At 73.7% G+C, this 26,875-nt stretch carries 27 protein-coding genes; 24 read left to right on the top strand and 3 right to left on the bottom strand.

The window, feature by feature from the left end:
- The coding region (locus ABZY91_RS24255; protein WP_355405206.1) for an amidohydrolase family protein at positions 1 to 832 on the bottom strand (832 nt) is incomplete at its 3' end.
- A 408-nt stretch (positions 833 to 1,240) separates the two neighbouring features.
- Between ABZY91_RS24255 and ABZY91_RS24250 the strand changes: the two genes are divergently transcribed.
- The 13 genes from ABZY91_RS24250 to ABZY91_RS24190 all read left to right on the top strand — a co-directional run bounded on the left by ABZY91_RS24250 (position 1,241) and on the right by ABZY91_RS24190 (position 11,223).
- Positions 1,241 to 1,696 (top strand): hypothetical protein, encoded by a 456-nt coding sequence (locus ABZY91_RS24250; protein ID WP_329882636.1) that lies wholly within the window; start codon positions 1,241 to 1,243, stop codon positions 1,694 to 1,696.
- A 117-nt stretch (positions 1,697 to 1,813) separates the two neighbouring features.
- Positions 1,814 to 2,269: an ester cyclase gene (locus ABZY91_RS24245; RefSeq protein WP_329882637.1), complete on the top strand. Its 456-nt coding sequence runs from the start codon at positions 1,814 to 1,816 to the stop codon at positions 2,267 to 2,269.
- A gap of 41 nt (positions 2,270 to 2,310) precedes the next feature.
- Positions 2,311 to 2,643 carry a TcmI family type II polyketide cyclase gene (locus tag ABZY91_RS24240; RefSeq protein WP_329882638.1) on the top strand — a complete coding sequence of 111 codons (333 nt, stop codon included), beginning with the start codon at positions 2,311 to 2,313 and terminating at the stop codon, positions 2,641 to 2,643.
- A 119-nt stretch (positions 2,644 to 2,762) separates the two neighbouring features.
- Positions 2,763 to 3,032: an acyl carrier protein gene (locus ABZY91_RS24235; protein ID WP_329882639.1), complete on the top strand. Its 270-nt coding sequence runs from the start codon at positions 2,763 to 2,765 to the stop codon at positions 3,030 to 3,032.
- 3 nt (positions 3,033 to 3,035) lie between these two features.
- Positions 3,036 to 3,527 (top strand): SRPBCC family protein, encoded by a 492-nt coding sequence (locus tag ABZY91_RS24230; protein WP_329950030.1) that lies wholly within the window; start codon positions 3,036 to 3,038, stop codon positions 3,525 to 3,527.
- Positions 3,528 to 3,532: 5 nt separating this feature from the next.
- Positions 3,533 to 3,964: a cupin domain-containing protein gene (locus tag ABZY91_RS24225; protein WP_329950031.1), complete on the top strand. Its 432-nt coding sequence runs from the start codon at positions 3,533 to 3,535 to the stop codon at positions 3,962 to 3,964.
- On the top strand, positions 3,961 to 5,247 hold the full coding sequence (locus tag ABZY91_RS24220) for a beta-ketoacyl-[acyl-carrier-protein] synthase family protein (RefSeq protein ID WP_329950032.1): 1,287 nt from the start codon (positions 3,961 to 3,963) through the stop codon (positions 5,245 to 5,247). The genes ABZY91_RS24225 and ABZY91_RS24220 overlap by 4 nt, the downstream gene beginning before the upstream one ends.
- Positions 5,244 to 6,479 (top strand): beta-ketoacyl synthase N-terminal-like domain-containing protein, encoded by a 1,236-nt coding sequence (locus tag ABZY91_RS24215; protein WP_329882643.1) that lies wholly within the window; start codon positions 5,244 to 5,246, stop codon positions 6,477 to 6,479. Before ABZY91_RS24220 ends, ABZY91_RS24215 begins: the two co-directional genes overlap by 4 nt.
- A 29-nt stretch (positions 6,480 to 6,508) precedes the next feature.
- Positions 6,509 to 6,874: an antibiotic biosynthesis monooxygenase family protein gene (locus ABZY91_RS24210; protein WP_329882644.1), complete on the top strand. Its 366-nt coding sequence runs from the start codon at positions 6,509 to 6,511 to the stop codon at positions 6,872 to 6,874.
- 4 nt (positions 6,875 to 6,878) lie between these two features.
- Entirely contained in the window at positions 6,879 to 8,306 is a 1,428-nt protein-coding gene (locus tag ABZY91_RS24205) for a tryptophan 7-halogenase (RefSeq protein ID WP_329882645.1), read from the top strand.
- Positions 8,307 to 8,360: 54 nt separating this feature from the next.
- A complete protein-coding gene (locus ABZY91_RS24200) occupies positions 8,361 to 8,759 on the top strand; it encodes a nuclear transport factor 2 family protein (protein ID WP_327681289.1) in 399 nt (132 codons plus the stop codon).
- A gap of 31 nt (positions 8,760 to 8,790) precedes the next feature.
- The gene (locus tag ABZY91_RS24195; RefSeq protein WP_329950033.1) at positions 8,791 to 9,969 is read left to right on the top strand and encodes a hypothetical protein; all 1,179 of its coding nucleotides are present in this window, start codon (positions 8,791 to 8,793) and stop codon (positions 9,967 to 9,969) included.
- A gap of 204 nt (positions 9,970 to 10,173) precedes the next feature.
- Positions 10,174 to 11,223 (top strand): ArsR family transcriptional regulator, encoded by a 1,050-nt coding sequence (locus tag ABZY91_RS24190; protein WP_329882647.1) that lies wholly within the window; start codon positions 10,174 to 10,176, stop codon positions 11,221 to 11,223.
- A 290-nt stretch (positions 11,224 to 11,513) separates the two neighbouring features.
- Here ABZY91_RS24190 and ABZY91_RS24185 read toward each other — a convergent pair whose 3' ends face one another.
- Both ABZY91_RS24185 and ABZY91_RS24180 read right to left on the bottom strand, forming a co-directional pair.
- Entirely contained in the window at positions 11,514 to 12,365 is an 852-nt protein-coding gene (locus ABZY91_RS24185; RefSeq protein WP_355405205.1) for a GNAT family N-acetyltransferase, read from the bottom strand.
- 58 nt (positions 12,366 to 12,423) lie between these two features.
- A complete protein-coding gene (locus ABZY91_RS24180) occupies positions 12,424 to 13,287 on the bottom strand; it encodes an SDR family oxidoreductase (protein ID WP_355405204.1) in 864 nt (287 codons plus the stop codon).
- Between the two features lie 217 nt (positions 13,288 to 13,504).
- Here ABZY91_RS24180 and ABZY91_RS24175 point away from each other — a divergent pair, with 217 nt between their 5' ends.
- From ABZY91_RS24175 to ABZY91_RS24125, 11 genes are all read left to right on the top strand, one after another.
- Positions 13,505 to 15,235 carry an MDR family MFS transporter gene (locus ABZY91_RS24175; protein WP_355405203.1) on the top strand — a complete coding sequence of 577 codons (1,731 nt, stop codon included), beginning with the start codon at positions 13,505 to 13,507 and terminating at the stop codon, positions 15,233 to 15,235.
- A gap of 290 nt (positions 15,236 to 15,525) precedes the next feature.
- Complete coding sequence (locus ABZY91_RS24170; RefSeq protein WP_355405202.1) at positions 15,526 to 16,503, top strand: NAD(P)-dependent oxidoreductase; 978 nt, start codon at positions 15,526 to 15,528, stop codon at positions 16,501 to 16,503.
- Positions 16,504 to 16,534: 31 nt separating this feature from the next.
- Entirely contained in the window at positions 16,535 to 18,169 is a 1,635-nt protein-coding gene (locus tag ABZY91_RS24165) for a PQQ-binding-like beta-propeller repeat protein (protein ID WP_355405201.1), read from the top strand.
- Positions 18,170 to 18,245: 76 nt separating this feature from the next.
- The gene (locus ABZY91_RS24160) at positions 18,246 to 18,875 is read left to right on the top strand and encodes an NAD(P)H-binding protein (RefSeq protein WP_329950039.1); all 630 of its coding nucleotides are present in this window, start codon (positions 18,246 to 18,248) and stop codon (positions 18,873 to 18,875) included.
- Between the two features lie 97 nt (positions 18,876 to 18,972).
- Positions 18,973 to 19,611, top strand: coding sequence for an NAD(P)H-binding protein (locus ABZY91_RS24155; protein ID WP_329882654.1), 639 nt, complete (start codon positions 18,973 to 18,975; stop codon positions 19,609 to 19,611).
- A 397-nt stretch (positions 19,612 to 20,008) separates the two neighbouring features.
- A complete protein-coding gene (locus tag ABZY91_RS24150; protein WP_355405200.1) occupies positions 20,009 to 20,785 on the top strand; it encodes a DUF2269 domain-containing protein in 777 nt (258 codons plus the stop codon).
- A gap of 14 nt (positions 20,786 to 20,799) precedes the next feature.
- The gene (locus ABZY91_RS24145) at positions 20,800 to 22,047 is read left to right on the top strand and encodes a histidine kinase (RefSeq protein ID WP_355405199.1); all 1,248 of its coding nucleotides are present in this window, start codon (positions 20,800 to 20,802) and stop codon (positions 22,045 to 22,047) included.
- A 36-nt stretch (positions 22,048 to 22,083) separates the two neighbouring features.
- Positions 22,084 to 22,752: a response regulator transcription factor gene (locus ABZY91_RS24140; RefSeq protein ID WP_329882657.1), complete on the top strand. Its 669-nt coding sequence runs from the start codon at positions 22,084 to 22,086 to the stop codon at positions 22,750 to 22,752.
- A gap of 364 nt (positions 22,753 to 23,116) precedes the next feature.
- Positions 23,117 to 23,497 carry an SHOCT domain-containing protein gene (locus ABZY91_RS24135; RefSeq protein WP_329882658.1) on the top strand — a complete coding sequence of 127 codons (381 nt, stop codon included), beginning with the start codon at positions 23,117 to 23,119 and terminating at the stop codon, positions 23,495 to 23,497.
- A gap of 38 nt (positions 23,498 to 23,535) precedes the next feature.
- On the top strand, positions 23,536 to 24,288 hold the full coding sequence (locus tag ABZY91_RS24130; RefSeq protein ID WP_329882682.1) for an ABC transporter ATP-binding protein: 753 nt from the start codon (positions 23,536 to 23,538) through the stop codon (positions 24,286 to 24,288).
- Positions 24,285 to 26,855, top strand: a complete 2,571-nt coding sequence (locus ABZY91_RS24125; RefSeq protein ID WP_355405198.1) for an FtsX-like permease family protein — start codon at positions 24,285 to 24,287, stop codon at positions 26,853 to 26,855. Before ABZY91_RS24130 ends, ABZY91_RS24125 begins: the two co-directional genes overlap by 4 nt.
- Positions 26,856 to 26,875 lie beyond the last annotated feature (20 nt).

Here is a 26,875-nt window from a genome sequence, read left to right as displayed (position 1 = left end):
GGCTGCTGCGCGACGCGTCGGCCGTCACCCGCTGACCCCGCCCCGGGCGGGGGGCCCCCCCGGCGCGGCCCCCCCCCGGGCGCCCGCGGGCGCCCCCCGCCCCGGGCGGTGCCGGCCGGGGCCCGCCGGCGCCGGGCGGCGGGCCGCCCGCGCCCGGCCGCCCGAAGGTGACCGGCATCCGCCGGGCCAGCTCCAGCCGCTCCAGCAGCAGCGGCAGCCCGCCGCCGCAGACCGGCGCGACGATCCGCAGGTCGGGGTACTTCTCCAGCCAGCCGGCGAAGAGCACCGCCGCCGTTCCCAGCGTGACGTCGCAGGGCCGGGCGATCTGCTCGACCAGCCGCAGGTCGTCCAGCTCGCCGGCACCGGCCGGCTCGGCCGGCGGGTGCAGCATGACCGGGGTCCGGTACTGTGCGGCCATCGCGAAGAAGGCGTCGGCCTCCGGGCCGTCGAGGAAGCGCCCCTCGATGCTGGAGTTCACCATCAGCCCCACGAACTCGGGCTGTTCGAGCCGCTTGGCGGTGGCGGCCAGCTCGGCGTCGGAGCCCAGCGGGTTGGTGTAGACGTATCCGCGGAGGGCTCCGGGCCGGGCCCGGACCTGCTCGCCGAGCCAGTCGTGGAACCGCTCCAGGGTGTCGAGCGGCTGGCGGTAGTTGTCCAGTCCCGGCGTGCGCACCATGGTGCCCGCGCCTACGGGACTGCCGACCAGGGACGTGGTGATCCCGGCCGCCGCCTTGAGTTCCACCATGCCGTCGACGTCGACGAGGCTCGGCGGCATGGGGAACCGGCGGAAGAGTTCGGGCGACGTGATGTGGCCGTGCACATCGATCGTCATCGGCTCGACACCTCCTGGGATGTCCGCCGGCCGGTCGGCTCGGCAGGGTGGTCGCGGGCCCGGACAGTCAAGTGAGTGAGTGCCCGCTCGCACCGTAGGGTGCAGCCGGTGCGCGCGTCAACACGGCCTCCTCCCCGGCCGGTTGGTGCAACGAACCGGCTGGGCAACCGGCCCGGGAGGACCGGGACGCGGTCCGTGGACGCCCGGGCGACGTCCCAGCCCGGTGGAGACGGATGCCTCCTGACACTGGGACCACCCGGCGGCAAGGATGAGCCGGCGGGGCCGCCCCGGGGGCCGAGATGCCCCGGCCCCCGGGGTCCCGTGCCATCGCACCGGGCGACCCCGCCCCGGTTCGCCGAACACTCGGCGAACGTCCCGTGATCTCCAGGATCGATTCGAGGAATCGACATGAAGGACAATGCGAACGTCTGGCTGGTGACATCGTCCAGCGTTCAGCTCGGCACCTTGTGGATCATGAAAACCTCGATCCTGCCGATGCTGAACTCTCTGCCCTACGACCGGTACGTCAACACGTGCCAGCTCATCGACATGCACGTGTTCCACCCGATCGCCTTCTGGAACGGCATCGCCACCGCCACCGTGGGCGCCACCAAGGCCGTCCGCTCGGAGAGCAAGGTGGCCAAGGTGCTGTACGCGGCCGGCACCGTCGGCATGGCGACCGTCGCGGTCGCCTCCGAGGGCGTCAACCGCCCGATCTGGCGCCAGATCGAGCGCTGGAGCCCCCACCAGGACAGCGACGCCGCCTGGCGCGGCAAGCGCCGCCGGTGGCACCTGGCGCACGAGACCCGGACCATGGGCGCGATCGGTGCGGCGGTCTGCTTCACCCTCGCCGCACTTCTCTGACCTGCGCCGGTCCACCTCCGGGGCCTTCCCTGCCCCGGTTTGCGAAGCCCTGACTTCCGCCCACCCGGACCGCCCACGGCCTCGGCCGCCGGGCCGTCCGCCGAGCCAAGGAGTGTCATGACCTCGTCCACCGAGACCACGGTCGAGACCAACAAGGCCCTCATCCGTGACCTGACCGAGCGGGCCTTCAACGACGGCGACCTGTCCACCATCGGCGACCGCTTCGCCGAGGACTACGTGGTGCACGCCCCCGGCCTGCCCCCGATGCCGCCCGGCCCGGACTCGTTCCGCCAGGCCGTGCTGCTCTGGCGCAACGCCTTCCCCGACGTCCACGTGACCGTCGAGGACGTGGCCGGCGACGGCGACCGGGTCTACGCCCGCTTCACCACCCGCGGCACCCACCAGGGGCAGCTGTTCGACATCCCGCCGACCGGCAAGCCGGTCACGGTGCACGAGATGTCCTGCCACCGGATCGTCGACGGCCGGGTCGTCGAGTCGTGGATCGGCGACAACGTGCCCCGGATCCTGCTCGACATCGGTGCCATCCAGCCGGTCGGCCGCCCGCAGCACTGACCCCACCAGCCCGAGCCCATCGCACCCCGAGGGGAGCCCCCATGCACCGCTCACTGATCATCGCCCGGATGGTGCCCGGATCGGAGGGCGACGTCGCCCGCATCTTCGGCGAGTCGGACGAGACCGAACTGCCGCGGATCGCCGGCGTCACCCACCGCTCGCTGTACCTGCTCGGCGACACCTACGTCCACCTGCTGGAGACCGACGACCCGGGTCAGGCAGCGGTCGACGCCGCCCGCCGCCACCCCGAGTTCGCCCGCGTCAGCGAACGGCTCACCCCGTTCATCTCCCCCTACCTGGCCACGTGGCGCTCCCCGCAGGACGCGGTCGCCCAGTGCTTCTACAGCTGGGAGTCCGGTACCGGCGGTCGGTGACCCGACCACCGCCGGCGCCCTGACCGACGGGGTCCGTTCACCCCGGAGCAGCGCTGTGCCCCGGAGCGGCACCCCCGCCCCGGAGCAGTCCCTACACCGGAGAAACGAGAGGCAGCACCATGACCGACCACCAGGCCGGCGGGACGACCACGGTCGTCACCGCGGCGGAGATCGAGAACGTCCTCATCACCAGCGCCGGCGCGGCGCCGGACGTCTTCGAGGGCTCCCGGCACGTCCCCCTGGAGGAGCTCGGCCTCGACTCGCTGGCCGTCCTGGAGCTGGAGGCGGTGATCGCCGACCGGTACGGCCTCAAGGTCCCGGACGGCGCCGTCGCCCTCAGCGTCGACGAGATCGTCGCCCAGCTGCAGGGCGCCGGGGCGGTGAGCTGACCGATGGCCGGACACACCGAGAACGGCATCGTCATCCAGGCCCCGCTCAAGCTCGTCTGGGACGTCACCAACGACGTCGCCGGCTGGCCCGAGCTGTTCACCGAGTACGCGTCCGCCGAGATCATCGAGCAGCGCGGCGAGACCGTCCGGTTCCGGCTCACCATGCACCCGGACGAGGAGGGGCGGATCTGGAGCTGGATCAGCGACCGGACCGTCAACGCGGCCGACCGCACCGTCCACGCCCACCGGGTCGAGACCGGGCCCTTCGCCTACATGCAGATCCACTGGCGCTACGAGGAGCTGCCCGAGGGCGGCACCCGGATGACCTGGATCCAGGACTTCTCGATGAAGCCCGCCGCCCCGGTCGACGACCAGGGCATGACCGAACGCCTCAACACCAACTCGCCCGTGCAGCTGGAGATCATCCGCCGCAAGGTCGAGGCACTCGCCGCCGACCGGGGCACCGCCCAGGCCGGCCCCGCCGAAGAGGAGTGAGCGCCATGGCCGTCAGGAACTACCGAATCGTCGGCATCGACGACGTCCCCGCCAACCGGAAGCGCGGTGGCGAGACCCGTGCGGTGCTCTCCCCGGCCACGGTCGGCTCGACCTCGGGCTTCATGGGGATCGCCCGGCTCCAGCCCGGGGAGCGGATCAGCGAGCACTACCACCCGTACAGCGAGGAGTTCGTGCTCCTCGTCCGGGGCGAGCTCACCCTCGACCTGGACGACAAGCCGTTCGAGCTGTTCGCCGGCCAGGGCCTGGTCATCCCCAAGGACGTCCGGCACCGGCTGCGCAACACCGGCAACGAGGAGGCCTTCGCGGTCTTCCACCTCGGCCCGCTGGCGCCCTCCCCGGAGCTGGGCCACGTCGACACCGAGGACGGCCCCGGCACCAAGGCGCACGAGGGACACATAGTGCTGGGGGAGCGATGACCGCATCCCCCTCCGCAGGCGCCCGCCGCGTGGTGGTCACCGGGATCGGTGTGGTGGCGCCCGGCGGCACCACCCGGGAGTCCTTCTGGGACCTCATCACCTCCGGCCGCACGGCGACCCGCAGGATCAGCGCGTTCGACCCGTCGGCGTTCCGCTCGCAGATCGCCGCCGAGGCGGACTTCGACGCAGTCGCGGCCGGCCTCACCCCGCTGGAGCTGCGCCGCGCCGACCGCTACGTCCAGTTCGCGCTGGCCGCCTCCCAGGAGGCGGTGTCCGACGCCGGACTGCAGCTCGACGAACAGACCCGTGAGGCCACCGGCGTGGTGCTCGGCTCGGCGGTCGGCGGCACCATCGTCCTGGAGGACGAGTTCGTGGTGGCCAGCGACTCCGGCCGCAACTGGCTGGTCGACCCGGACGTCACCAGCCCCTTCCTCTACCAGGGCCTGATCCCCAGCAGCCTGGCCGCCGACGTGGCCGCCCGGCACGCGGTGCACGGCCCGGCCGTGGTGGTCTCCACCGGCTGCACCTCCGGCATCGACGCGATCGGCCACGCCTACCAGCTGCTGGTGGACGGCGAGGCCGAGGTGATGATCACCGGTGCTTCCGACTCGCCGATCTCCCCGGTCACCGTGGCCTCCTTCGACGCGATCAAGGCCACCACCCCGGACAACGACGACCCGGAGCACGCCTCCCGGCCGTTCGACCGGGACCGGCACGGCTTCGTGCTCGGCGAGGGCTGCGCGGTGCTCGTCCTGGAGGAGCTGGAGCACGCCCGCCGGCGCGGCGCCCGGATCTACTGCGAGGTGGTCGGCTACGCCAACCGCGGCAACGCCTTCCACATGACCGGGCTGCGCCCGGACGGCCTGGAGATGTCCGAGGCGATCAGCGACACGCTCCGCCAGGCCCGGCTCAACCCCGAGGACGTGCACTACATCAGCGCCCACGGCTCCGGGACCAGGCAGAACGACCGGCACGAGACCGGCGCGTTCAAGCGCTCGCTGGGCCACGCCGCGTACGGCGTGCCGATCAGCTCGATCAAGTCGATGGTCGGCCACTCGCTGGGCGCGATCGGCGCGATCGAGATGGCCGCCTGCGCGCTGGCCGTCGAGCGCGGGGTCGTCCCGCCGACCGCCAACTGGCAGAACCGGGACCCCGAGTGCGACCTCGACTACACGCCCAACAACGCCCGTGAGGTACGGGTCGGTGCGGCGCTGTCGGTCGGCAGCGGGTTCGGCGGCTTCCAGTCCGCGATGCTCTTCGCCAAGCTCGGGAGGATCCGATGAGCGAGCGGCGCGCGGTCATCACCGGCGTCGGCGTGGTCGCGCCGAGCGGGACCGGCAGTGAGGCCCACTGGAAGACGGTCTGCGGCGGCGAGAGCCGGATCGGCCCGATCACGCTCTTCGACGCGAGTTCGTACGAGACCACGCTGGCCGGCGAGGTCGGCGACTTCGACGCCAACCGGTACGTCGAGCGCCGGCTCCAGGTGCAGACCGACCGCTGGACCCACCTGGCCTACGCGGCGGCCGAACTGGCCTTCGGCGAAGCCGAGTTGGATCCGTCCACGGTCGAGCCCTACAAGTTCTCGGTGGCGCTGGCGAGTTCGTCCGGCGGCAACCAGTTCGGCCAGCGCGAGCTCCAGCGGCTCTGGCAGCCGGACACCTCGCGGACCGTCGGCGCCTACCAGTCGATCGCCTGGTTCTACGCCGCGACCGTCGGCCAGCTGGCCATCCGGCACCAGGCCAAGGGCCCGTCCAGCGTCCTCGTCTCGGAGGGCGCCGGCGGCCTGGACTCCCTGGCGCACGCCGCCCGCCTGATCCGCCGCGGCGCGGACGTGGTGCTGGCCGGCGGCACCGAGGCGCCGCTCGGCCCGTACGCGCTCGCCTGCCAGCAGCGCAGCGGCCGGCTCTACACCGGCACCGACCCGGCGGCGGCGTACCTGCCGTTCGACGAGCGCGCGGCCGGCTACGTGCCGGGCGAGGGCGGCGCGGTCTTCGTGGTCGAGGACCTCGAACACGCGCTGGCCCGGGGTGCCCGGATCCGCGCCGAGATCTCCGGCTGGGCCGCCACCCACGACGGCGCCTCCACCACCCGGACCGGCGCAGGCTCGGTCCGCCAGTACGCCCGCGCGCTGGGCACCGCGATCGAACGGGCCGGGCTCACCCCCGGCGACGTCGACGTGGCCTTCCCGGACGCGGTCGGCGTCGCGGCGTACGACCGCACCGAGGTGCAGGCGCTGCGCGAGGTGTTCGGCGAGGCCGGCCCGGCCGCCGTCACCACCCAGAAGCCGCTGACCGGGCGGCTCTACCAGGGCGGCAGCGCACTGGACGCCGCCACCGCGGTGCTGGCCATGGACAACGGCCTGATCCCGCCCTCGGCGGGCCCGGCCCGCCCGGCCGACGGCTGCGAGCTGGCCTTCGTCCGCGAGGAGCAGGCCGTCGAGGTCGGCGCCGCGCTGATCGGTGCCCGCGGTTTCGACGGCTTCAACAGCGCCGTCGTCCTGCGCGCGCACTCCTGACACCCAACGACCTCGGAAGGGAGACCGCCATGCCGGTCGACGAGGGCGCGGCGCGAGGCCGCGTGCTCTTCCTCATCACCGTCAAGGAAGAGCGCCGCGAGGACTTCCTCAAGGCGTACGAGCAGGTCCGCCACCTGGTGGCCGAGGGTGTCCCCGGACACGTCCGTGACCAGGTCTGCCAGTCGTCCACCGACCCGGAGCAGTGGCTGATCACCAGCGAGTGGCGCGCCCTGGACGACTTCGTGGCCTGGGAGGAGACCGAGGAGCACCGGGACCTGGTGCGCCCGATGCGCGAGTGCTTCACCAACGCGAAGTCCATCCGGTTCCACATCCAGGCCGAGACCTCGCGGGACACCCCGCGGGCGAGCCTTTCCACTCCCACCACCACGGGTTGAGGTCATGACACGGACACTGATCATCGGTGGCAGCGTCGCGGGCCTGGTGGCCGCGCTGGCGTTCGCCGACCTCGGGCACGACGTCACGGTGCTGGAGCGTGACGCCAACGAGGCGCCGGACACCGTCGACCTGGCGCACAGCGACTGGCAGCGGCCCACCGTGCCGCAGATGCACCAGTCGCACGCCTTCGGCTCGCTCGGCACCAACCTGCTGCGGGACCGGCTGCCCGCCGTCTACCAGGCCCTGGTCGCGGCCGGTGCCCGGGAGATCGAGCTCGGCCGGGCGATGCCGCCGTCACTGGCCGACAAGACCCCGCACCCGTCCGACGCCGAGCTCCGGATGATCGGCAGCCGGCGCTCGACCTTCGAGCTGATCCTCCGCCAGGAGGCTCTGCGCCGGCCCGGGATCTCCTTCCGGCGGGGCGAGACGGTGCGCGGTCTGACCGTGGCCGACCGCGGCCCGGCCCGGGTGACCGGCGTCGTCACCAAGGACGGCCGCAGCGTCGCGGCCGACCTGGTGATCGACGCGAGCGGTCGCCGCTCGCAGGGCCACGAGTGGCTCCGCGAGCACGGCCTGGCCGAGCCGGAGCAGGTCGCGCAGAGCGCCGACATCACCTACTACACCCGTTACTACCGTGCGCTGAGCCCGCGTCCGGCCGGTCCGCTCAACCGCGGCTTCGGCGCCGGCGGGCTCTGGGACCACTACACCGGCGTGTTGTTCCTCGGTGACAGCAACACCTTCACCATCTCCTTCGGCGTGCTGCCGGACGACACGGAGCTGAAGGCGCTGCGCATCGAGGACGCGTTCACCGCCGCGGTCCGCGCCACCCCGCTGCTGGCCCCCTGGGTGTCGCCGGAGGTCGCCGCGCCGATCTCGCCGGTGCACGCGATGGGCGGCCTGGACAACTCGCTGCGGCTGTACGGGCAGAACGCGCAGCCGGTCCCCGGCTTCCTGCCGGTCGCCGACGCGGTCTGCACCACCAACCCGGCGTACGGGCGCGGGGTCTCCCTGGCCATCGCCCACGTGCTCGGCCTGGCCGACCTGGTGCGCGAGCACCCGGAGCCGGACGCCGAGCAGGCCGCGCTGGCGGCCGGCCTGGCCGGGCGGACCTTCCGCCCGTGGTTCGAGGACGCGGTCCGCAACGACGCGGGCCGGGCCCGGCTCTGGCGGGCCACCGTGGCCGGCCAGCAGCTGCCGCCGCTGCCGCCGGACGTCATCACCTTCGGCACCGTGGCCGAGGCGGCCGCCACCGACGAGGTGGTCTGGCGCCGGCTGGCCCGCACCATGATGTCGCTCGACAACCCGGCCGGCCTCTACGAGGACGAGGAGATCCGGCTGCGGGTCAAGCAGGCCGCCGCGGGCGGGCCGCCGCCGTTCCCCGCCCCGGACCGGGCCTCCCTGGTCGACGTCGTCCGCCGCGCCGCGGGCTGACGTTCTCACCTTTCCCTTCCCGCCCCGCAAGGCACCACCCACAGGAGGAGAATCATGAAGGTCGTCGACCACCCCAACGCCAAGCTCATGGAGGCGGTCTACGCCGCGTTCACCGTGGGCGACGTCCAGAAGGCCGCCGGCTACTGGACCAAGGACTGCGTGCACTACTACCCGGGCACCAGCGAACTGTCCGGCGCGCACGAGGGCATCGAGTCCGCACTGGCCTTCGCCGGCCGGATGTTCGAGATCTGCCAGGGCCGCATCCAGATGGAGATCCACGAGATCGGCGCCAGCGACACGTTCGCGTTCGCCACGGTCTTCACCCGCTACGAGCGCGAGGGCAAGAGCCTCGAGATGCCGTTCGTCAACGTGGCGCGCATCCAGGACGGCCTGATCGCCGAGTTCTGGACCTACCCCGAGGACCAGTACGCCGTCGACCAGTTCTGGGCCTGACGCTCCCCGACGATTGAGAGGTGGCATCACCATGGCAGGGATCATCAGCAGTTGGGGTGACAACACCAACGGCCAGCTCGGCGACGGCGGGACCGTCAACCGGGCCGCCGCGCAGGACATCAAGGGCCTGGAGGGCGTGGTCCGGGTCGTGGCCGGCAGCGGTCACGCCCTGGCCCTGACCGCCGACGGCGAGCTCTGGGGCTTCGGCCGCAACGCCTTCGGCCAGCTCGGCGACGGTTCGACGGAGAACCAGGCGAGCCCGGTCCGGACGATCGGCCTGCCCGGCCGGGTCCGCTCGGCCGGCGCCGGCGGCGGGCACAGCGCCGCGCTGCTGGAGGACGGCACGGTCTGGGCCTGGGGCGCGGGCTTCTTCTGCGCCCTCGGCGAGGCCAACTTCGGCGTGCAGCCGGTCCCGGTCCGGGTCGACGGCCTGGAGGACGTGATCGAGCTCGCCGTCGGCGGCGCGCACAACCTGGCCCTCAAGGCCGACGGCACCGTCTGGTCCTGGGGCCGTGACGACCGCGGCCAGCTGGGCGACGGCCCGAACTCCACCCGCGAGGGCCGGATCGTCCGCTCCTACATGACCGCCTCCTTCGACTGCCGGCCGCGTCCGGCCGTGATCGAGGGCCTGGAGCCGGCGGTCCGGCTGAGCGCCGGCGGCGGCCACAGCCTGGCCGTGCACGCCGACGGCTCCGCCTCGGTCTGGGGCTTCAACGACCGCGGCCAGCTCGGCGACGGCACCCTGGTCGACCGCGCCGCCCCGCAGAAGGTGCAGGGCCTCGGCCCGGTCACCCAGCTGGTCGGCGCCTACCACCACACGGTGGCGCTGCTGGCCGACGGCACCGTCGCGGCCTGGGGCCTCAACGACGGCGGCCAGCTCGGCGACGGCACCACCGTCGACCGCGCGGTGCCCGCCCCGGTGCCGGGTCTGACCGGCGTCAAGGCGGTGACGGCCAGCGGTGGCGGCACCGACGCCAACCCGGGCACCGGCGGCCACGCGCTGGCACTGCTCGCCGACGGCTCGGTGCTCGGCTGGGGCTGGAACAACTGGGGCCAGCTGGCCGCCGGTGACGCCGAGACCGTCCCGACCCCGGCGCGGATCGCGCTGTCCGGCCCGGCCGTGGGCATCGCCGCCGGCGGGGAGATCCCGCCGACCAACAAGTTCATGGCCAACCCGGGCGGCGGCTTCGCCTTCGCCCTGCTGGGCTGAGCCCCTTCCGGGCAACCGCCGCGTGGTCCCGGCCCGTTCGGGGCCGCGCGGTGCCGGGCCGACGGGCCCGCCCCGCACGCACCGCCGGGTCCGCCCGGCGGTCCGTGCAGCGCGGACCGGTCCGTCGTCCCGTCCACCCATGACCGCTCGGGCCGCGGGCACCGTCCGCCCGCGGCCCGGTCCCCGCAGGGAGGCCTCACCCTTATGACCGCCGTTCCCCAGACCGCCCCTGCCTCGGCCGGCGCGGTGTTCCTCTCCGAACTCATGTTCCCGTCCACGCCGCGGTGCCTGGCACTGGCCGCCGAGTACCGGATCGCCGAGCTGCTGGCCGACGGCCCGCTGCCGGCCGCCGAACTGGCCGAGCGCGCCGGGGTGGCCGCCGGCCCGCTCGCCAAGGTGCTGGGGCTGCTCGCCGAGGACGGTGTCTTCGAGGAGACCGAGCCCGGTGTCTTCGCCAACACCGGTCTCTCCGAGCTGCTGCGCCCCGGCGTGCCGGGCTCGATGGACGCGATGGCCCGGATGGTCGGCGCCGAGTGGCTCTGGTCCTCCTGGGGCGCGCTGGACCACAGCCTGGTCACCGGCAAGCCCGGCTTCGAGAAGGTGCACGGCACCGCGCTCTGGCCGTGGCTCCAGCGCAACCCGGGTGCGGCCGCCACCTTCAACCAGGCGATGACCGACTTCACCGACGCGCTCTCCGACGCCCTGGTCTCCTCCTACCCCGAGTTCGCCGAGGCCGGTGCGGTCTGCGACCTGGGCGGCGGGCAGGGCACCTACCTGGCGGCGATCCTCCAGAAGTACGACGCGCTCGGCCGCGGCGTGCTGGCCGACCTGCCCAGCGTGATCGAGCAGGCCCGGACCCAGCCGGACGTCGCCAAGCTGGCCGAGCAGGGCCGCCTGGACTTCGAGCCGGTCGACTTCTTCGCCGGCGTCCCGGCCGGGATCGGCGCGTACGTCACCAAGCAGGTCTGGCACTCCTGGCCGGACGACGCGCTGGTGCGGCTGCTGCGCAAGTGCCGGGAGGCCTCGCCGGGCGCCCGCTTCGTCGCGGCCGAGCTGGTGCACCGCGAGGGCGTGCCGCGCTTCGTGAAGAACTTCGACCTGGTCATGCTGGTCACCATGAGCGGCGAGGTCCGGACCGAGGAGCAGTTCGCCGAGGTCTTCCGGCGCGGCGGCTTCCGGCTGAACCGGGTGGTGCCCACCGGGACGGCCTTCTCGCTGCTGGAGGCCGTGCCCGACCCCGACCCGCTGGACTGAGCGACCACGTGCGGCCGTGCGGTCGGGTGACCGTACGGCCGCGCGGCCGTGCGCCGCAGGACCGTGAGCGGCCGGACCGAGGACCCTCGGCCCGGCCGTCGGCGTGCGGTCGTCGCGGCCCGGCGGCGGCGCCGGAACAGCCGCCGAAATATCCGTCCGCATATTCGCTCCACCGGCCGTCCGCGTATTCTCCGGTGATTTTTCGGAGCGCCATGGAAAAGGGCCCGGATCCGTAACGGATCCGGGCCCCCGGTCGTCCTCCCGGGTGAATTCCCGGAAGGTCTTTCGGCTCAGTCGAAGCGGAATTCCGACAGGCTGCCGGCCGGCCGGAACCCGAATGACTCGAAGAGTGACCGGATGGCGCTGTTGCCCTCGCCGGTGACCGCCAGGCAGATCACCGTCTCGCGTACGGCCAGCTCGGCCAGCATCTCGCCGAGCAGCGCCCGGCCGTACCCGCCGCGGCGGATCTCCGGCCGCACGTACATCGGGTTGAACCGCACCACACCGGCGACGGAGGCGGTCCGGCCGAGGATGGCGACGGCGTCCCCCTCGTGCTCCCAGACCCGCAGCAGACCGGAGGAGATCTGCTGCTGGACCGACCGCCGGGCCGTCTCCCGGCTGAGCCCGGCGCCGTGTGCGGCCTCCAGGCACCAGTCGGTGAACAGCTCCAACTCCTCGGCCAGGGCGGCCCGGGACTGCCCGGCCGGGGCCGGCCGGTCGGAGGTCACGGCGGGGCCGGCCAGGCTCAGTACCTGCTCACGCCGGCCCGCGTGAGCGGGCCGGCCGGTGGCCTCGGACCACGCGGCGGCGAACGCGGCGGCCGCCGCGCCCGGTCCGATCACGCCGGGAAGCCGGTCGGGGCCGGCGCCCAGCTCGGTGCCGAGCGCGGCCGCGGCGGCCTCCGGCATCCCGCTCAGCACGACCAGGTGCGGGGGTGCGAAGGCCGCCACGCCGACCACCGGCGCCGAGCCGGAGGCCGGGTCCTCGACCCGGCTCCAGTTGATCGGCGGGGCGGTCGGCGGCCGGAACTTCGCACCTGCCAGCATGGTCAGCAGGATGGAATTCTCGACGGGGTTGCCAGCAATCCACCCACCGGTTTCGGAGATGAACTCTTCGGTGTTCCTCGTGGTTTTTACGAGCATGTCGAAAAAATATCCCGAGGGTGGTTCGATGGCAATGGGGCAATGGGCTTTTCCCGACTCAGCCCGCGTTCGGCCGACCGGCTCCGGGACCGCCCTGTCCCGGACGGCCCTGGCCGCCCGCACCGGGGCCTGCCTGACCGCCTCCGCCCGGGCCTCCCTGGCCGCCCGGCCGCTGGATCATTCCGGCCGAGACGCCGGCCGTCATGCCGCCCTCCAGGCCGAACAGCGAGCCGGTGACGAAGCTGGCCGCGTCGCTGCTCAGGAAGACCACCGCGTTGGCCACCTCCTCCTCGGTCGCGATCCGCCCGAGCGCGGTGCCCGACCCCGCCCGCTCCAGCGCGCCGGGCTGGCTGCCGACCCGCTGGCGGAACTCCTCGGTGTCGACCGGCCCGGTGATGAGTGCGTTGACCCGGATGCCGGCCGGACCGGCCTCCAGGGCGGTGGCCCTGGTGAGGCCGACCACGCCGTGCTTGGCCGCGGTGTACGCGCCCAGGCCGAAGGCGGTGCCCTGGACGCCGGCGGTGGAGGCGTTGTTGATGATGCTGCCGCCGCCGCTCGCCCGCATGGCGGCGATCTCGTGCTTGAGCGAGTGGTAGGTGCCGGTCAGGTTGACGGCGAGGACCGCGGCGAAGGCCTCGGCCGGGACGCGGTCCAGCGGGCCGAACGCGCCGCCGCCGCCGGCGTTGTTGAAGGCGATGTCGAGCCGGCCGTGTCGCTCGACCGTGGTACCCACGAGGCGGGCGACGTCATCCTCCACGGTGACATCGGCGGCGATGAAGTCCGCCTGCCCGCCCTTCTCGCGGATCCTGTTCACCACGGCCTCGCCCAGCTCGGCCCGGCGGCCGGAGACCACGACGTGCGCCCCGGCGGCGGCGAGTGCGAGCGCGGCCGCCGCCCCCATGCCGGAGGTGGATCCGGTCACGAGCGCGATTTTCCCCTGGAGTTGGCTCATCGTTCGCTGCCCTTCCGGGCGGCCGTGGCCGCCCTGACGTTGGCTCTTGACGGCTAATTTTGATTGTATAGTCTATACGAATTCAAGCTCGGAGCAAGGACTCCGAGCCGGCGGACGCCTCCTCAAGGAGTACCCAATGAGCGCCCCGTACGCTGCACCCGCCCCAGAAGTGCCACGGAAGACCTTCTTGACGATCTTTGCTGCCCTGGTGCTTGCCATGTTCCTGGCAGCCCTGGACCAGACGATCGTGGCGACGGCCCTTCCGACCATCGCCGGCGACCTCGGCGGTGTCACCCACCTGGCGTGGGTGGTCACCGCCTACATGCTCGCGGCGACCGCCGCGACGCCGCTCTGGGGCAAGCTGGGCGACCTCTACGGCCGCAAGCTGATGTTCCAGTCGGCCATCACCATCTTCCTCCTCGGCTCCGCGTTGTCCGGACTTTCCGCCAACATCGGCCAGTTGATCGGTTTCCGGACCCTCCAGGGTCTCGGCGCCGGCGGCCTGATGGCGTTGGCCATGGCCCTGATCGCGGAGCTCGTCCCGCCGCGCGAGCGCGGCAAGTGGCAGGGCTACGCGCAGTCCTGCTTCGTGCTGGCCGGCGTGGTCGGCCCGCTGGTCGGCGGTGCCTTCGTCGACCACCTCAGCTGGCCGTGGATCTTCTACATCAACCTGCCGATCGGCGCCGTCGCGCTGGTGGTGGTCACCTCCGTGCTGAAGCTCCCGGTCAACCGGCAGAAGCACCAGCTGGACTACCTCGGGTCGGCGCTGCTCAGTGCCGCGATCGTCTCGATCCTGCTGGTCTCGGTCTGGGCCGGCGACCAGTACGCGTGGGGCTCCGTGCAGGTCATCGGCCTGCTGGTGCTCGCCGTGGTGCTGCTGGTCGGGTTCGTGCTCCAGGAGAAGCGGGCCGCCGAGCCGGTCGTCCCGCTGGAGCTGTTCAAGGACCCGGTGGTCCTGGTCGCCACCCTGGGTCTCTTCCTCACCTCGATCTCCCTCTTCGTGGCGACCGTCTACACCCCGCTGTTCCTCCAGGTCGCCAACGGTGACACCGCCACCGAGTCCGGCCTGCTGCTGGTCCCGATGATGCTCGCCACCGTGGTCAGCCTGACCGTCTCCGGCAAGGTCGTCGCGGCGACGGGCAAGTACAAGATCTTCCCGATCATCGGCCTACTGGTGATGTCGCTCGGGCTCTTCCTGATGTCGACGCTCAAGGCCGACTCCTCGGAGGTGGCGGCCGGCGGCTTCCTGGCCGTCTTCGGCATCGGCTTCGGCATGGTGACCCAGGTGCTCATCGTGGCGGTCCAGAACTCGGTCGAGATGCGGCAGTTGGGCGTGGCCACGGCCGCGGCGAACTTCTTCCGCTCGCTCGGCGGCGCGATGGGCGTCACCGTCTTCGGTGCCATCCTCAACTCGCAGCTGCGTGACCTGCTGCCGAAGAAGGTGCCGGCCGAGGCGCTGGAGCGGCTCGGCACCGATGGCGTGCTGACCGCTCCCGCCAAGGTCCGGGCGCTGCCCGAGCCGGTGCGCGACGGCGTGTCCGACGCGCTGGCCCAGTCGCTGCACGTGGTCTACCTGGTCGGCATGGTGGTCTCGCTGATCGGTGCCGTGGTGGTGCTCTTCCTCCAGGAGCGTCCGATGCGGGCGCCGATGGGTGCGCCCGGCGGCAAGGGCGGCCCGGGTGGGCCCGGCGGACAGGGCGGCCCCGGTGGTCCCGGCGGTCAGCACCAGGGTCAGCACCAGGGCCAGGGCGGCCCCGGTGGCCAGTGGCAGGGTGCGCAGGGCGGTCAGGGTGCCCCGGGTGCCCAGGGCGTCGGCGCGCAGGGCGGGCCGGCCGGCCAGGGTGCCCAGGCCGGCCAGGGCGGCGGGCGACCGGAGGCCGCCGGCCCCGGTGCCCGTCCGGAGGCCGCAGCCGGCTGACGGCTGCCGGACCGGTGTCCCGCCGACGTGACGACCTCCTCCCCCTCCGCCCTCGCCGGGTGGTGGGGGAGGAGGTCTGTCCGGGCAGCGATTTGACGCCACATCAGTGCACGGTACGGCTCGAAACGGACGTCGAAAGACAGTGCGGAGTGAGTGTTCACCCGCTAGGCTGGACGGGCAGTCGGCACCCCGGCCGCGGTGGGGCGGGGTGCCTGGCACGGCCTTCCCCGCCGCACTCCGAGCGCCGGGAGTCCCGGCGCGACCAGCCCACCAGGAAGCGGGTCGACTCCATGGCCGACATACCCAGCCAGCAGCGGCGTGCACTCTCCCGGGACCTCCCGCCCGCAGACGCCCCCACCATCCCGCCGGTGACCAGGATCGGTGTCATCGGCCTCGGTGTGATGGGCGGCGGCATGGCCTCCCGGCTGCTCGACCAGGGCCACCGGATCGTGGTCCACAACCGGACCCCCGAGCGCGCCGCCCCGTTCGCCGCCCGCGGCGCGGAGGTCGCCGACACCCCGGCCGCGCTGGCCGAGCGGGTCGACGTGGTCCTGCTCAGCCTCGCGTCCGAGGCCGCCGTCGACGAACAGCTCTTCGGCCCCGGCGGCGTCCTGGAGACGCTGCCCGCGCACGGCATCGTGATGGACACCAGCACCGTCTCCCCCGACTTCGCCCGGTCGGTGGCCCAGCGGGTGGCCGGCCGCGGCCGCAACGCCGTCGACGCCTGCATCATCGGCAACGGCCAGCACGCCAAGGACGGCGAACTCCGCTTCATGGTCGGCGGATCGGCCGAGACCTACGAGCGGCTGAGCGCCGTGCTGGAGCCGCTGGCGAAGGAGATCCGGCACCTCGGCCCGAGCGGTCTGGGCGCCACCGCCAAGGTGATGCTCAACGTGCTGATGGGCGTGGAGATGCAGGTGCTCGCCGAGTCGGTGACGCTGGCCCAGGCGGCCGGCATCGACCGCGAGCTGGCGCTCCAGATGATCAGCGAGAGCGGCTTCAGCTCGCCGGTGATGCGGTTCAAGGCCGGCGTGATGCGCCGCCGGGCCTACGGGGACCCGCAGTTCCGGCTCGACCTGATGCGCAAGGACCTCCGGCTGGCCACCGCGGAGGCCGACCGCCTCGGCGTCGAGACCCCCGTCTGCGACGCCACCCATGAGACGCTGATCGCCGCCGCCGAGGCGGGCCTCGGCGAACTGGACTGTGCCGCCGTGCTCTCCCACGCGGAGGCCGCCGCAGGCCTGGCCGCCACTCCGGACCGTACGTGAACCACACGCCTTCACCGAGGAGTTGATTTACGTGTCCCAGTACAGACGGCCCCGGGCGGCCAGGTACGGCTCCGCCCTGGTGGCGTTGCTGACCGCCCTCGTGATGCTCACCGTGACCAACGGCGCCGGAGCCGATGACGCCGAGGGCTCCCGCCACCGCTCCGCCGACTGGAGCAGCTGGCAGTTCGACGCCACCGGTACCCGGTTCAACGGCCAGGAGCACCGGATCACCCCCGCCAACGTCTCCGGTCTCGGCCTCAAGTGGGCCTTCGGCCACGCCAAGGTGCCCGGGGTCTACCTGGGCAGCCAGCCCGCCGTGGCGGACGGCACCCTCTACGTCGGCGGCGCCGAGGGCACCTTCCACGCGATGGACGCGAAGACCGGCGCGGCCCGGTGGACCTTCGACGTCGCCCCGGTGGCCGGCGCCCACTCCACCAGCAACCCGGACCCGGTCCGCAGCAGCCCGGCGGTCGAGGGGAACACCGTCTACTTCGGTGACAACCGCGGCTACCTGTACGCGCTGGACCGCCGCAACGGCGCGCTGCGGTGGTCGCTGAAGCTCGACACCCACCCGCTGGCCCAGATCACGAGCTCCCCGCTGGTCCACGACGGCAAGGTCTACGTCGGCGTGTCCAGCAAGGAGTCCGGCGCGACCTTCGACCTCACCTACCCGTGCTGCACCTTCCGCGGCTCGGTGGTCGCGGTCAACGCCTGGACCGGGCAGCTGGAGTGGCGCCACTGGACCAACCCCGAGCCGCAGCTGGTCGGCACCTGGCCCAACGGTGCGAACCGCTACGAGCCCTCCGGCGTCGCCGTCTGGAGCTCCCCGGTCCTCGACCGGGCCAGCAACACCGTCTACGTCGGGACCGGCCAGAACTACACCGGCGCGGCCGGCGACACCGACTCGGTGCTCGCCCTGAACGCCCGCACCGGCGCGGTCCGCTGGCGCACCCAGGAGACCTTCCCGGACACCTTCACCGTCGCCTGCGGCACCCCGGGCGCCGACGCCTACTGCCCGAGCAAGGCCGACGGCACCGACCACGACTGGGACTTCGGCGCCAGCGCCAACGTCTTCAGCATCGGCAACCGCCGGGTGGTCGGCATCGGCCAGAAGAACGGCGTCTACCACGTCTACGACGCACTGACCGGCGCCAAGGTCTGGGACCGCGCGGTCGTCGCCAACCCGAACACCAAGGGCGGCAGTTCGGGCATCCAGTGGGGCACCAGCTACGACGGCAACCGGCTCTACGTCGCCACCTGGTTCGCCAACCCGGGCACCCTGTACGCGCTCGACCCGGCGACCGGCGCGATCCTCTGGCAGACCGAGAGCCCCGCCGACGGCTGCCAGTGGGGCGGCGCCGCCGCCTACCCGCAGCTCTGCCAGCGGGCCTTCACGCCTGCGGTCACCGCGACCCGCGGCCTCGTCTACGAGGGCGGCGCGGACGGCAAGATGAGGGTCTTCTCGGCCGCCACCGGCGCGGTGCTCTGGCAGTACGACGTGGTCCGCGACTTCACCACGGTCAACGGCGTGCCGGCACACGGCACGGCCCTCTCCGGTGGTGGCGGCGCGGTGGTGGCCGACGGCATGCTCTACATCCAGGCCGCCTACTACCCGCAGTATCCGAGCAACTCGGGCGGCGTACTGCTCGCCTTTTCCCTACCGTAGGACACGTTGTCGTAGCGAAGGTCAACTCACGGCCGGCGGCGAACAGTTGCCGCCGGCCCCGGCAAGGAGGCACATCATGGAGATCGTCGTGGTCGGAGCGGCCGGTCGTACCGGACGACTGCTGGTCGAGAAGGCACTGGAGAACAAGCACAGCGTCACCGCACTGGTGCGCGACCCGGCCAAGCTGCCGGTCGAGCACGAGCGGCTGACCAAGGTGCGCGCGGACGTCTTCGACGTGGCGTCGCTGAACGGCCCGCTCGCGGGCAAGGAGGCCGTCCTGGTCGCGCTGGGGGTCACCAGCCGCACCACGACGACCGTCTTCTCCGAGGGCGTGCGCAACGTCATCGCCGCCGCCCGGGCGGGCGGGGTGCGCCGGCTGGTCACGATGTCCTCGGCGGGGCTGGAGACCAAGCACCTGCCGGCGATGCAGCGGTTCGTCGCCGAGTTCGTGGTGGACCGGGTCTACCGGAACATCCACCTCGACCTCGCCCGGATGGAGGACGAGGTCGAGGCCAGCCCGCTGGACTGGACGATCGTCCGGGTGCCGATGCTCACGGACGGCCCGGCCACGCCCAACTACCAGGCGGTCGTCGGCGGTCACATCGCCAAGGCCTCGCGCATCGCGCGGGCGAACGTCGCCGACTACATCGTCACCCATCTGGATGACACGGCCACCTACGGCCGTCGCGTCGAGGTGGCCAACTGATGGACCCCGGCGGAGGCCGGCCCGCCCGCGGCACGTCCGCGGCGCGGGCCGGCCGCGCGCCCGGACCCGAGGACCCGAGCGAGGAGGGGAACGCTCCGTGAACATCGTCGTGTTCGGCGCGACCGGGGGTACCGGCCGCCACGTGCTGGACCTGGCCGCCGAGGCCGGGCACTCCACCGTCGCCTTCGCCCGTGACCCGCTGGCGCTGGTCGACGCCCGGCCGCACAGCATCCGGCAGGGGGACGTCCTCGACCCGGACGCGGTGGCCCGGGCCGTCGAGGGCGCCGACGCGGTGGTCTCCGCGCTCGGCATCGGTTATAGCCGGGCCGCCACCACCGTCTACTCGGCCGGCACCGACCACATCCTGAAGGCCATGCGCGCGGCCGGCGTCGGCCGGGTGCTCTGCGTCTCCACCACCAGCATGGGCCCGCCGCCCTGGCGGGCCGCCCCGTTCCAGCGCGCGCTCACGTCCTGGGTGCTGCACCCGATGCTCCGCCGGCCGTACGCCGACATGGCGCGGATGGAACGGCTGGTGCTGGAGGACACCGGGCTGGACTGGACGCTCGTCCGGGCCGCCCGGCTCACCGGCGGCCGGGCCCGCGGCCGGTACCGCACCGGCGTCGGGAGCCGGCTGCCCGGGGCCTGGTCGATATCCCGGGCCGACCTCGCGCACTACCTGGTCGGCGCGCTCGCCGAGCCGTCCACCCACCGCGCGGTGGTCGAGATCGCCTACTGAGATCGCCTACTGATATCGCGTACCGAGACCGCCTACCGATACCGCCCCGGCACCGCTCGCCGGTGGTGCCGGCCGGGCACCGTTCCGCCGGCCCGGCCGGCGGGCCGGGCCTCCCCCCGACCGCCCCCCGACCTCCCCCCACTCCCTCCCGACGGCCGCCCGTCGGGGCGCCGCCCGCCCGGACCGTGTACGGACCGTCTCCCCGAGGACGGTCCGTACTCAACGGGGGGTACGGCCGGCTACTCCCGTGGTGCGATGCCCGGCCTTCCCGGACGGGGCAGAGTATGGAGTGATCCGCGGATCACCCAAGCCGTGGGCCGGCGGCCTCATCACCATCCACCCCCGGTGGCCGCCGGCCCGTGGCCCGCGTCGCCCCTCGCCTTCCGGAGCACAGCCGATGTCCACACCTCCCGGCCCGCCCGCCGCCGACACGTCCGTGCCGCCCGGCCGGGCGACCGCGGCGACCACCGAGACGCCCGAGCCCCCGGCCGACCGCGCCGCGCGGTTCCGGCTGCCCCGGCACGCCCGCCGGATCTGGCTCGTCGCGCACGTCGCCCTCTCGGTCGGCTGGCTGGGCCTCACCGCCGGCGTGCTCGCCCTCGGCATCGCCGGCCGCTTCTCCGACGACCCGGACACCGTCAAGGCCGCGTACCTGGCCCAGGAGATCTTCGCCGACTGGCTGCTGATCCCGGTCAGCCTGCTCTCCCTGCTGTCCGGTCTGGTGCTGTCCCTCGGCACCACCTGGGGCCTGCTCAAGTACCGCTGGGTGGTCACCAAGTTCTGGCTGACCCTGGCCGCCACCCTGGCCTCGATCTTCGCGCTGCGCGCCTTCATCCACGACGCCGCCGGCCAGGTCGCCGCCGGGACGGTGCCGCCGGACGGCCGGTCCCCGCACGTCCTGGTGATCGCCCCGTCGGTGGCACTGACCATCTACCTGACCGCCACGATCCTCTCCGTGCTGAAGCCCTGGGGCATGACCCGGCGGGGCACCCGGCTGGCCGCCGCCGCCCGGGCCGGCCGCGTCCGCCCGGCCGGTGCCGGCAGCGGGTCCGACCCCGCGGCCGCCCGGAACGCCCGGTCCGCCCCCGGTGCCGAGGACGCCCCCGGTGCCAAGGACGCCGCCGCGCCCGGTACCGCCGACACCGACGCCGCCGCGGTGCGGCCGGGGCGGTGAGCGGGAGTCCCGGCATGAGCACCGACCACGACCCGCTCGGCGGCCCGCCCTGGACCAGGCCCTCCTGGACGGTGGTCTCCGCCGTCCTGGTGGCGCTGTTCCAGGTGGTCGGTTCCACCGCCGCCGCCCGCCAGCAGCAGGACTACCGCGTCCCGCTGGACGCCGCCGGATACGCCCTGCTGCTGCTCGGCCCGGTCCTGCTGCTGTTCCGCAACCGCTTCCCCGGCCCGGTGGTGATCGCGGTGACCGCCGTCACCACCGGCTACCTGCTGGCCGGTTACCCGTACGGGCCGGTCTTCTTCAGCCTCGCCGTCGCCGTGTACGGCGCGCTGTCCCGGGGCTACCGCCGGGTCGCCTGGATCTCGGTCGGCACCGGCTACCTGGTCCATCTGGCCAGTTCCCACCTGCTGCCGCAGAGCTGGCTGCGCGCGCCCGCGCAGAGCCCCGGCTGGTGGCAGGAGGCCGGGGTGGCCGCCTGGCTGCTGCTGGTCCTGGCCGTGGCCGAGATCATGCGCTCGCGCGGGGAGCAGCTGGCCGCCCGCCGGCTGGCCAGGCGGCAGGCCGAGGAGAACCGGGCCGCCGAGGAGCGGCTCCGGATGGCCCGCGAGCTGCACGACATCCTGGCCCACTCCATCTCGGTGATCCACCTGCAGGCCGGGGTGGCGCTGGAGCTGATCGACCAGCACCCCGAGCAGGTCCGGGCCGCGCTGACCGTCATCAAGGCCACCAGCAAGGAGGCCCTCGGCGAGGTCCGGCAGGTGCTCGGCACCCTGCGGGGCCCCGACGGCCAGGCCCCGCGCACGCCCGCACCCGGGCTGGCCCGGCTGCCCGAACTGGTCACCCAGGCGGGCCACGCCGGCCTCACGGTCTCCGTGGAGACGGCGGGGGAGGGGCGGCCGCTGCCGTCCCAGCTGGAGCTGGCCGCGTTCCGGATCGTCCAGGAGGCGCTCACCAACGTCATCCGCCATTCGGCCGCGCGCAGTGCCACGGTTCTGATGGACTGGACCTCCCCGGAGGGGCTGCTGCTCCAGGTGGACGATCCGGGTCCGGCCGCCGGCGGTGACGGCGGCGGCTCCGGCAACGGCCTGATCGGCATGCGCGAGCGGGCCGCGGCGTTCGACGGCGAGCTGACGGTCGGTCCGCACGGCGGCGGCTTCCGGGTCCGGGCGTGGCTGCCCGATCCGGCGGGGAAGGACCGGGCGGGGAACGGCGCCGGGCGGACCGGCGCGGAACGGCACGGCGCGGAACGGCACGGGCGGTAGCCGGCAGGGCGAGCACAGCGAGGGACGACGAACGACATGATCCGAGTACTGCTGGCGGACGACCAGGTCCTGGTCCGGGCGGGCTTCCGGGCGCTGCTCGACGCCCAGCCCGACATCGAGGTGGTCGGCGAGGCCGACGACGGGGACGCGGCCGTCCGGCTGGTCGGGGAACTCCGGCCGGACGTCGTGCTGATGGACATCCGGATGCCGGGCACCGACGGGCTGGAGGCCACCCGCCGGATCTACGCCGTCCCCGAGCTCTCCGGCGTCCGGGTGGTCGTGCTGACCACGTTCGAGATGGACGAGTACATCTTCGAGGCGCTCCGGCTCGGCGCGGCCGGCTTCCTGGCCAAGGACACCGAGCCGGCCGACCTGCTGCGCGCCGTCCGGGTCGCCGCGGTCGGGGACTCGCTGCTCTCCCCGGGCGTGACCCGCCGGCTGATCGACGAGTTCGCCAGCCGCTCCCGGGAGCCCTCCGACACCGGCCGGTTGCTGGCTTCGCTCACCGACCGTGAGCGCGAGGTGCTCACCCTGGTCGGTATGGGCCTCACCAACGACGACATCGCGCGCCGGCTGGTGGTCAGCCCGCTCACGGCGAAGACGCACGTCAGCCGGGCCATGGTGAAGCTCGGCGTCCGCGACCGGGCGCAGCTGGTGGTGCTCGCCTACGAGTCCGGCCTGGTCCGCCCCGGCTGGCTGGGCTGACCACCGCGCCCCGCCACCGGCCCGCCCGGCACCGGTCCGCCGGTCTCGCGCGCCCCGCGCCCGGAGCGCGCCGCGCCCGCGCCCCGCGCCGTCACGCCGCTCCTCGCCCCGCCGCCGGCGCGGGAAGTCGGCGGGTCCGACGTCCCGCGCGCGACCACCCGCCCGGAAGGCGCACGACCGGAAGCCGTCCGGCCGGAAGCAGCCCGGTCGCCAGGCCGTACTCCCCGTGTCGTAGCCCGGGTGCCGCTCCCCGGAGGACGCGCCGGACCCCTCCCCGGCGAGAAGCTCGTGGTGGCCTCGGGGAGCGTCCCGGGGCAGGGCCCCCGCCGGAGTGCGCGGGGGGCACACCGAGGAGTTGAACGACATGCAGAGCACCGCGACACTGCTCGCCGACACCGTCTGCCGGGAGGGCTGGGGCCCGTGGGGCGGCGGCCCGGGTCCGTGGTTCCTGATCTTCCCGCTGTTCTGGCTGCTCGTCCTGGTCGTGGTGGTGACCACGCTGCGCCGCCGCGGCGGAGCCGGCCGCGGTCCGTGGGGCCCGCCGTGGGCCGGTGGCCCGTGGGGCGGCGGCCCGGGATGGCGCGGCGGCTGGCCGGGCGGCCCCGAGGGCCCGCTGGCCTCGCTGGCCCGCCGGTACGCCGAGGGCCAGATCACCGAGGAGGAGTACCGGATCCGCCGGGACACCCTGCTGGAGCACCTGGAGGGCCCCGACGACACCAAGCCGGGCCGGGGCGGTGCCAAGTGACGGCGTTCCCCGTCCTCGAACTGGTCGAGACCGACCGGATGGCGGCCCAGGTCTCCGAGGCGGTGAAGGTCTACGGCATCGGCCGGACGGAGGTCCGCGCCCTGGACCACGTGACGGTCGGGTTCCCGGCCGGCCGGCTCACCGCGATCATGGGCCCGTCCGGTTCCGGCAAGTCCACCCTGCTGCACTGCGCGGCGGGGCTGGACCGGCTGACCGCCGGCACCGCGATGATCGGCGACACCGAGCTGGACGGGCTGAGCGACCGCAAGCTGACGGTGCTGCGCCGGGAGCGGATCGGTTTCGTCTTCCAGTCCTTCAACCTGGTGCCGGTGCTGACGGCGCGGGAGAACATCACCCTGCCGGTCGACCTGGCCGGCGGGACGGTGGACGAGTCGTGGGTGGAGACCCTGATCGACGCGGTCGGTCTGCGTGACCGGCTGGGCCACCGGCCGACCGAGCTCTCCGGCGGGCAGCAGCAGCGGGTCGCGCTGGCCCGGGCGCTGGCCGGCCGCCCGGAGGTGGTCTTCGCGGACGAGCCGACCGGCAACCTGGACTCCCGTACCGGGGCCGAGGTGCTGGGCCTGATGCGCCGCGCGGTGGACGACATGGGCCAGACCGTGGTCATGGTCACCCACGACCCGACCGCCGCCGGCTACGCGGACGAGGTGCTCTTCCTCGCCGACGGCCGGCTGGTGGACCGGATGGAGCGGCCCACCCCGGACGGGGTGCTGGACCGGATGAAGGCCTTCGAGCGCGGCTCCGGCGCCGGCCGGGGAGGCGTCCGGTCATGAGCAGCACCACCGCCACCCTCAGGATCAGCCTGCGCTCGCTGGCGGCGCACAAACGGCGGCTGGCCGGGACGTTCACCGCGATCATGCTCGGGGTGAGCTTCCTGGCCGGGACGCTGGTTCTCGGCGACACCCTGCGCAACAGCTTCGACACGCTCTTCGCCGACGCCAACCGGGGCACCGACGCGGTGGTGCGCAGCGCCGACGTCATGGACACCGAGAACACCCCGGGCGGCGTCCGGGCCCCGGTGGACCTCGCGCTCGCCGACCGACTGCGGTCGGTGCCCGGCGTCGCGGCGGCCGAGCCGGCCGTCCAGGGCTTCGGCCAGCTGATCGGCAGCAACGGCAAGGCGGTGGGCGGCCAGGGGCCGCCCACCCTGGCCGGCTACTGGCAGGCGGACAGCGGGCTGAACCCGTACCGGCTGGCCGAGGGCCGGGCGCCGGAGCAGCCGGGGGAGGCGGTGATCAACCGGGGCGCGGCCAAGGCAGGCGGTCTGGCGGTGGGCGATTCCACGCTGCTGCGCACCCCCGACCCGGTGACGGTGAGGATCGTCGGGATCGCGACCTTCGGCCCCGAGGCCGACGGCATGGGCCAGAACACCTACACCGGGCTGACGCTGGCGGACGCCGAGCGGTACCTGACGCCGAAGGGGCAGGGCCAGGCCAGCTCGATCCAGTTCCGGGCGGCGAGCGGTGTCTCCCAGCAGGAGCTGGTGACGGCGCTGTCCGCGAACCTGCCGTCCGGTCTGGAGGCGGTGACCGGGGCCAAGGTCACCCAGGAGGCCACCGACCAGGTGTCCAGCCGGTTCCTGACCATGTTCACCACGCTGCTGCTGGTGTTCGCGGGTATCGCGCTGCTGGTGGCGACCTTCACCATCTACAACACGTTCGCCATCGTGGTGGCGCAGCGGACGCGGGAGAACGCGCTGCTGCGGGCCCTGGGTGCGGCGCGCGGCCAGGTGCTGGCGGCGACCCTGGCGGAGGCGGTCGCGGTGGGCCTGGCGGCCTCGGTGGCCGGTCTGCTCGGCGGGATCGGTGTGGCGGCGGGGTTGAAGTCGCTGTTCAAGGTGATCGGGTTCAACCTGCCCACCGGCGGGCTGGCGATCAGCGCGGTCTCGGTGGCGCTGCCGCTGCTGGTGGGGACGGTGACGGCGGTCGGTTCGGCGGTGCTGCCGGCGGTCCGGGCCGGCCGGACGGCTCCGCTGGCCGCGATGCGCGCGGTGGCCGTGGACACCGCGGCGGCCGGCCGGGCCGGCCGGATCCGCTGGGCGGTCGGCTCGCTGCTGGTGGCGGCGGGTGTGGTCGGCACGGTGGTCGGTGCGACGAACGGGCCGTCGGTGGCGCTGACGGCGGGCGGTGCGCTGGGCACGCTGCTCGGTGTGGTGGTGCTGGGGCCGGTGTTCGCGACCTTCGTGGTGCGGGTGCTGGGTGCCCCGCTGCCGAGGCTGCGCGGGATGCCCGGCGTGCTGGCGGAGCGGAACGCGGCCCGCAACCCGAAGCGGACGGCGGCGACGGCCAGCGCGCTGATGGTCGGGGTCACGGTGGTGTCGCTGTTCACGGTCTTCGGTGCCTCGATCAAGGCCACGATGGACGACACGGTGAAGAAGACCTTCGCCGGGGACCTCGCGGTCTCGACCGGCGGGTTCCGCGGCGGCGGGCTGAGCCCGAAGCTGGCGGAGGCGATCGGCGGGCTGCCGGAGGTGCAGCAGAGCGTGGGGCTCGGCCGGGGCGTGGCCCGGGTGGACGGCCACGGCCGGACCCTGGACGTCACCGACCCGACGAAGCTGTCCGGCATCGTCGACCTCGGCCGGGTGGACGGTTCGCTCCAGCTGGGGACGGACGGCCTGGCGGTCTCCCGGACGGAGGCCGAGAAGCACGGCTGGCAGGTGGGGACGCAGGTCCCGGTGCGGTTCAGCGACGGCGCCGAGGCCCCGTTCACGGTGAAGGCGCTCTACCGGGGCGGCGAGCTGACCGGGGACTACCTGATCACCCGGGAGGCGTGGGCGCCGCACAAGGGCCAGGACGCGGACTCGCTGGTGGCGGTGGCGCTGCGTGACGGCGTCTCGCTCGCGGCGGGCAAGGCGGCGGTGACGAAGGCGGCGGAGCCGTTCGGCAACCCGTCGGTGCAGACCAGGTCCGAGTACGCGAAGAGCGCCGCCTCGGTGGTCGACATCATGCTCTCGGTGGTCTACGCGCTGCTGGCGCTGGCGGTGCTGATCGCGCTGCTGGGGATCGCCAACACGCTGACCCTGGCGGTGCACGAGCGGACCAGGGAGCTGGGGCTGCTGCGCGCGGTCGGGCAGACCAGGAGCCAGCTGCGGGCGATGGTCCGCTGGGAGTCGGTGCTGGTGGCGCTGTTCGGCACGATCGGCGGGCTGGGCCTGGGGGCGTTCCTCGGCTGGGCGCTGGTGCGGGCGGCCGACACCGAGGGGACGGGCAGCTTCGCGGTGCCGCCGTTGCAGCTGTCGGTGGTGCTGGTCGCCGGGCTGGTGGCGGGCGCGGTGGCCGGGTTGCGGCCGGCCCGCCGGGCGGCCCGGCTGGACATCCTGCGGGCGATCGCGGCCGGCTGAGCGCAGGGCGGACGTGACGG

The organism is Kitasatospora sp. NPDC002965 (assembly GCF_040611255.1).
GTDB lineage: Bacteria > Actinomycetota > Actinomycetes > Streptomycetales > Streptomycetaceae > Kitasatospora.
Note: the sequence above shows the minus strand (reverse complement) of the source record. Positions and strands in the feature narration are given on the sequence as shown.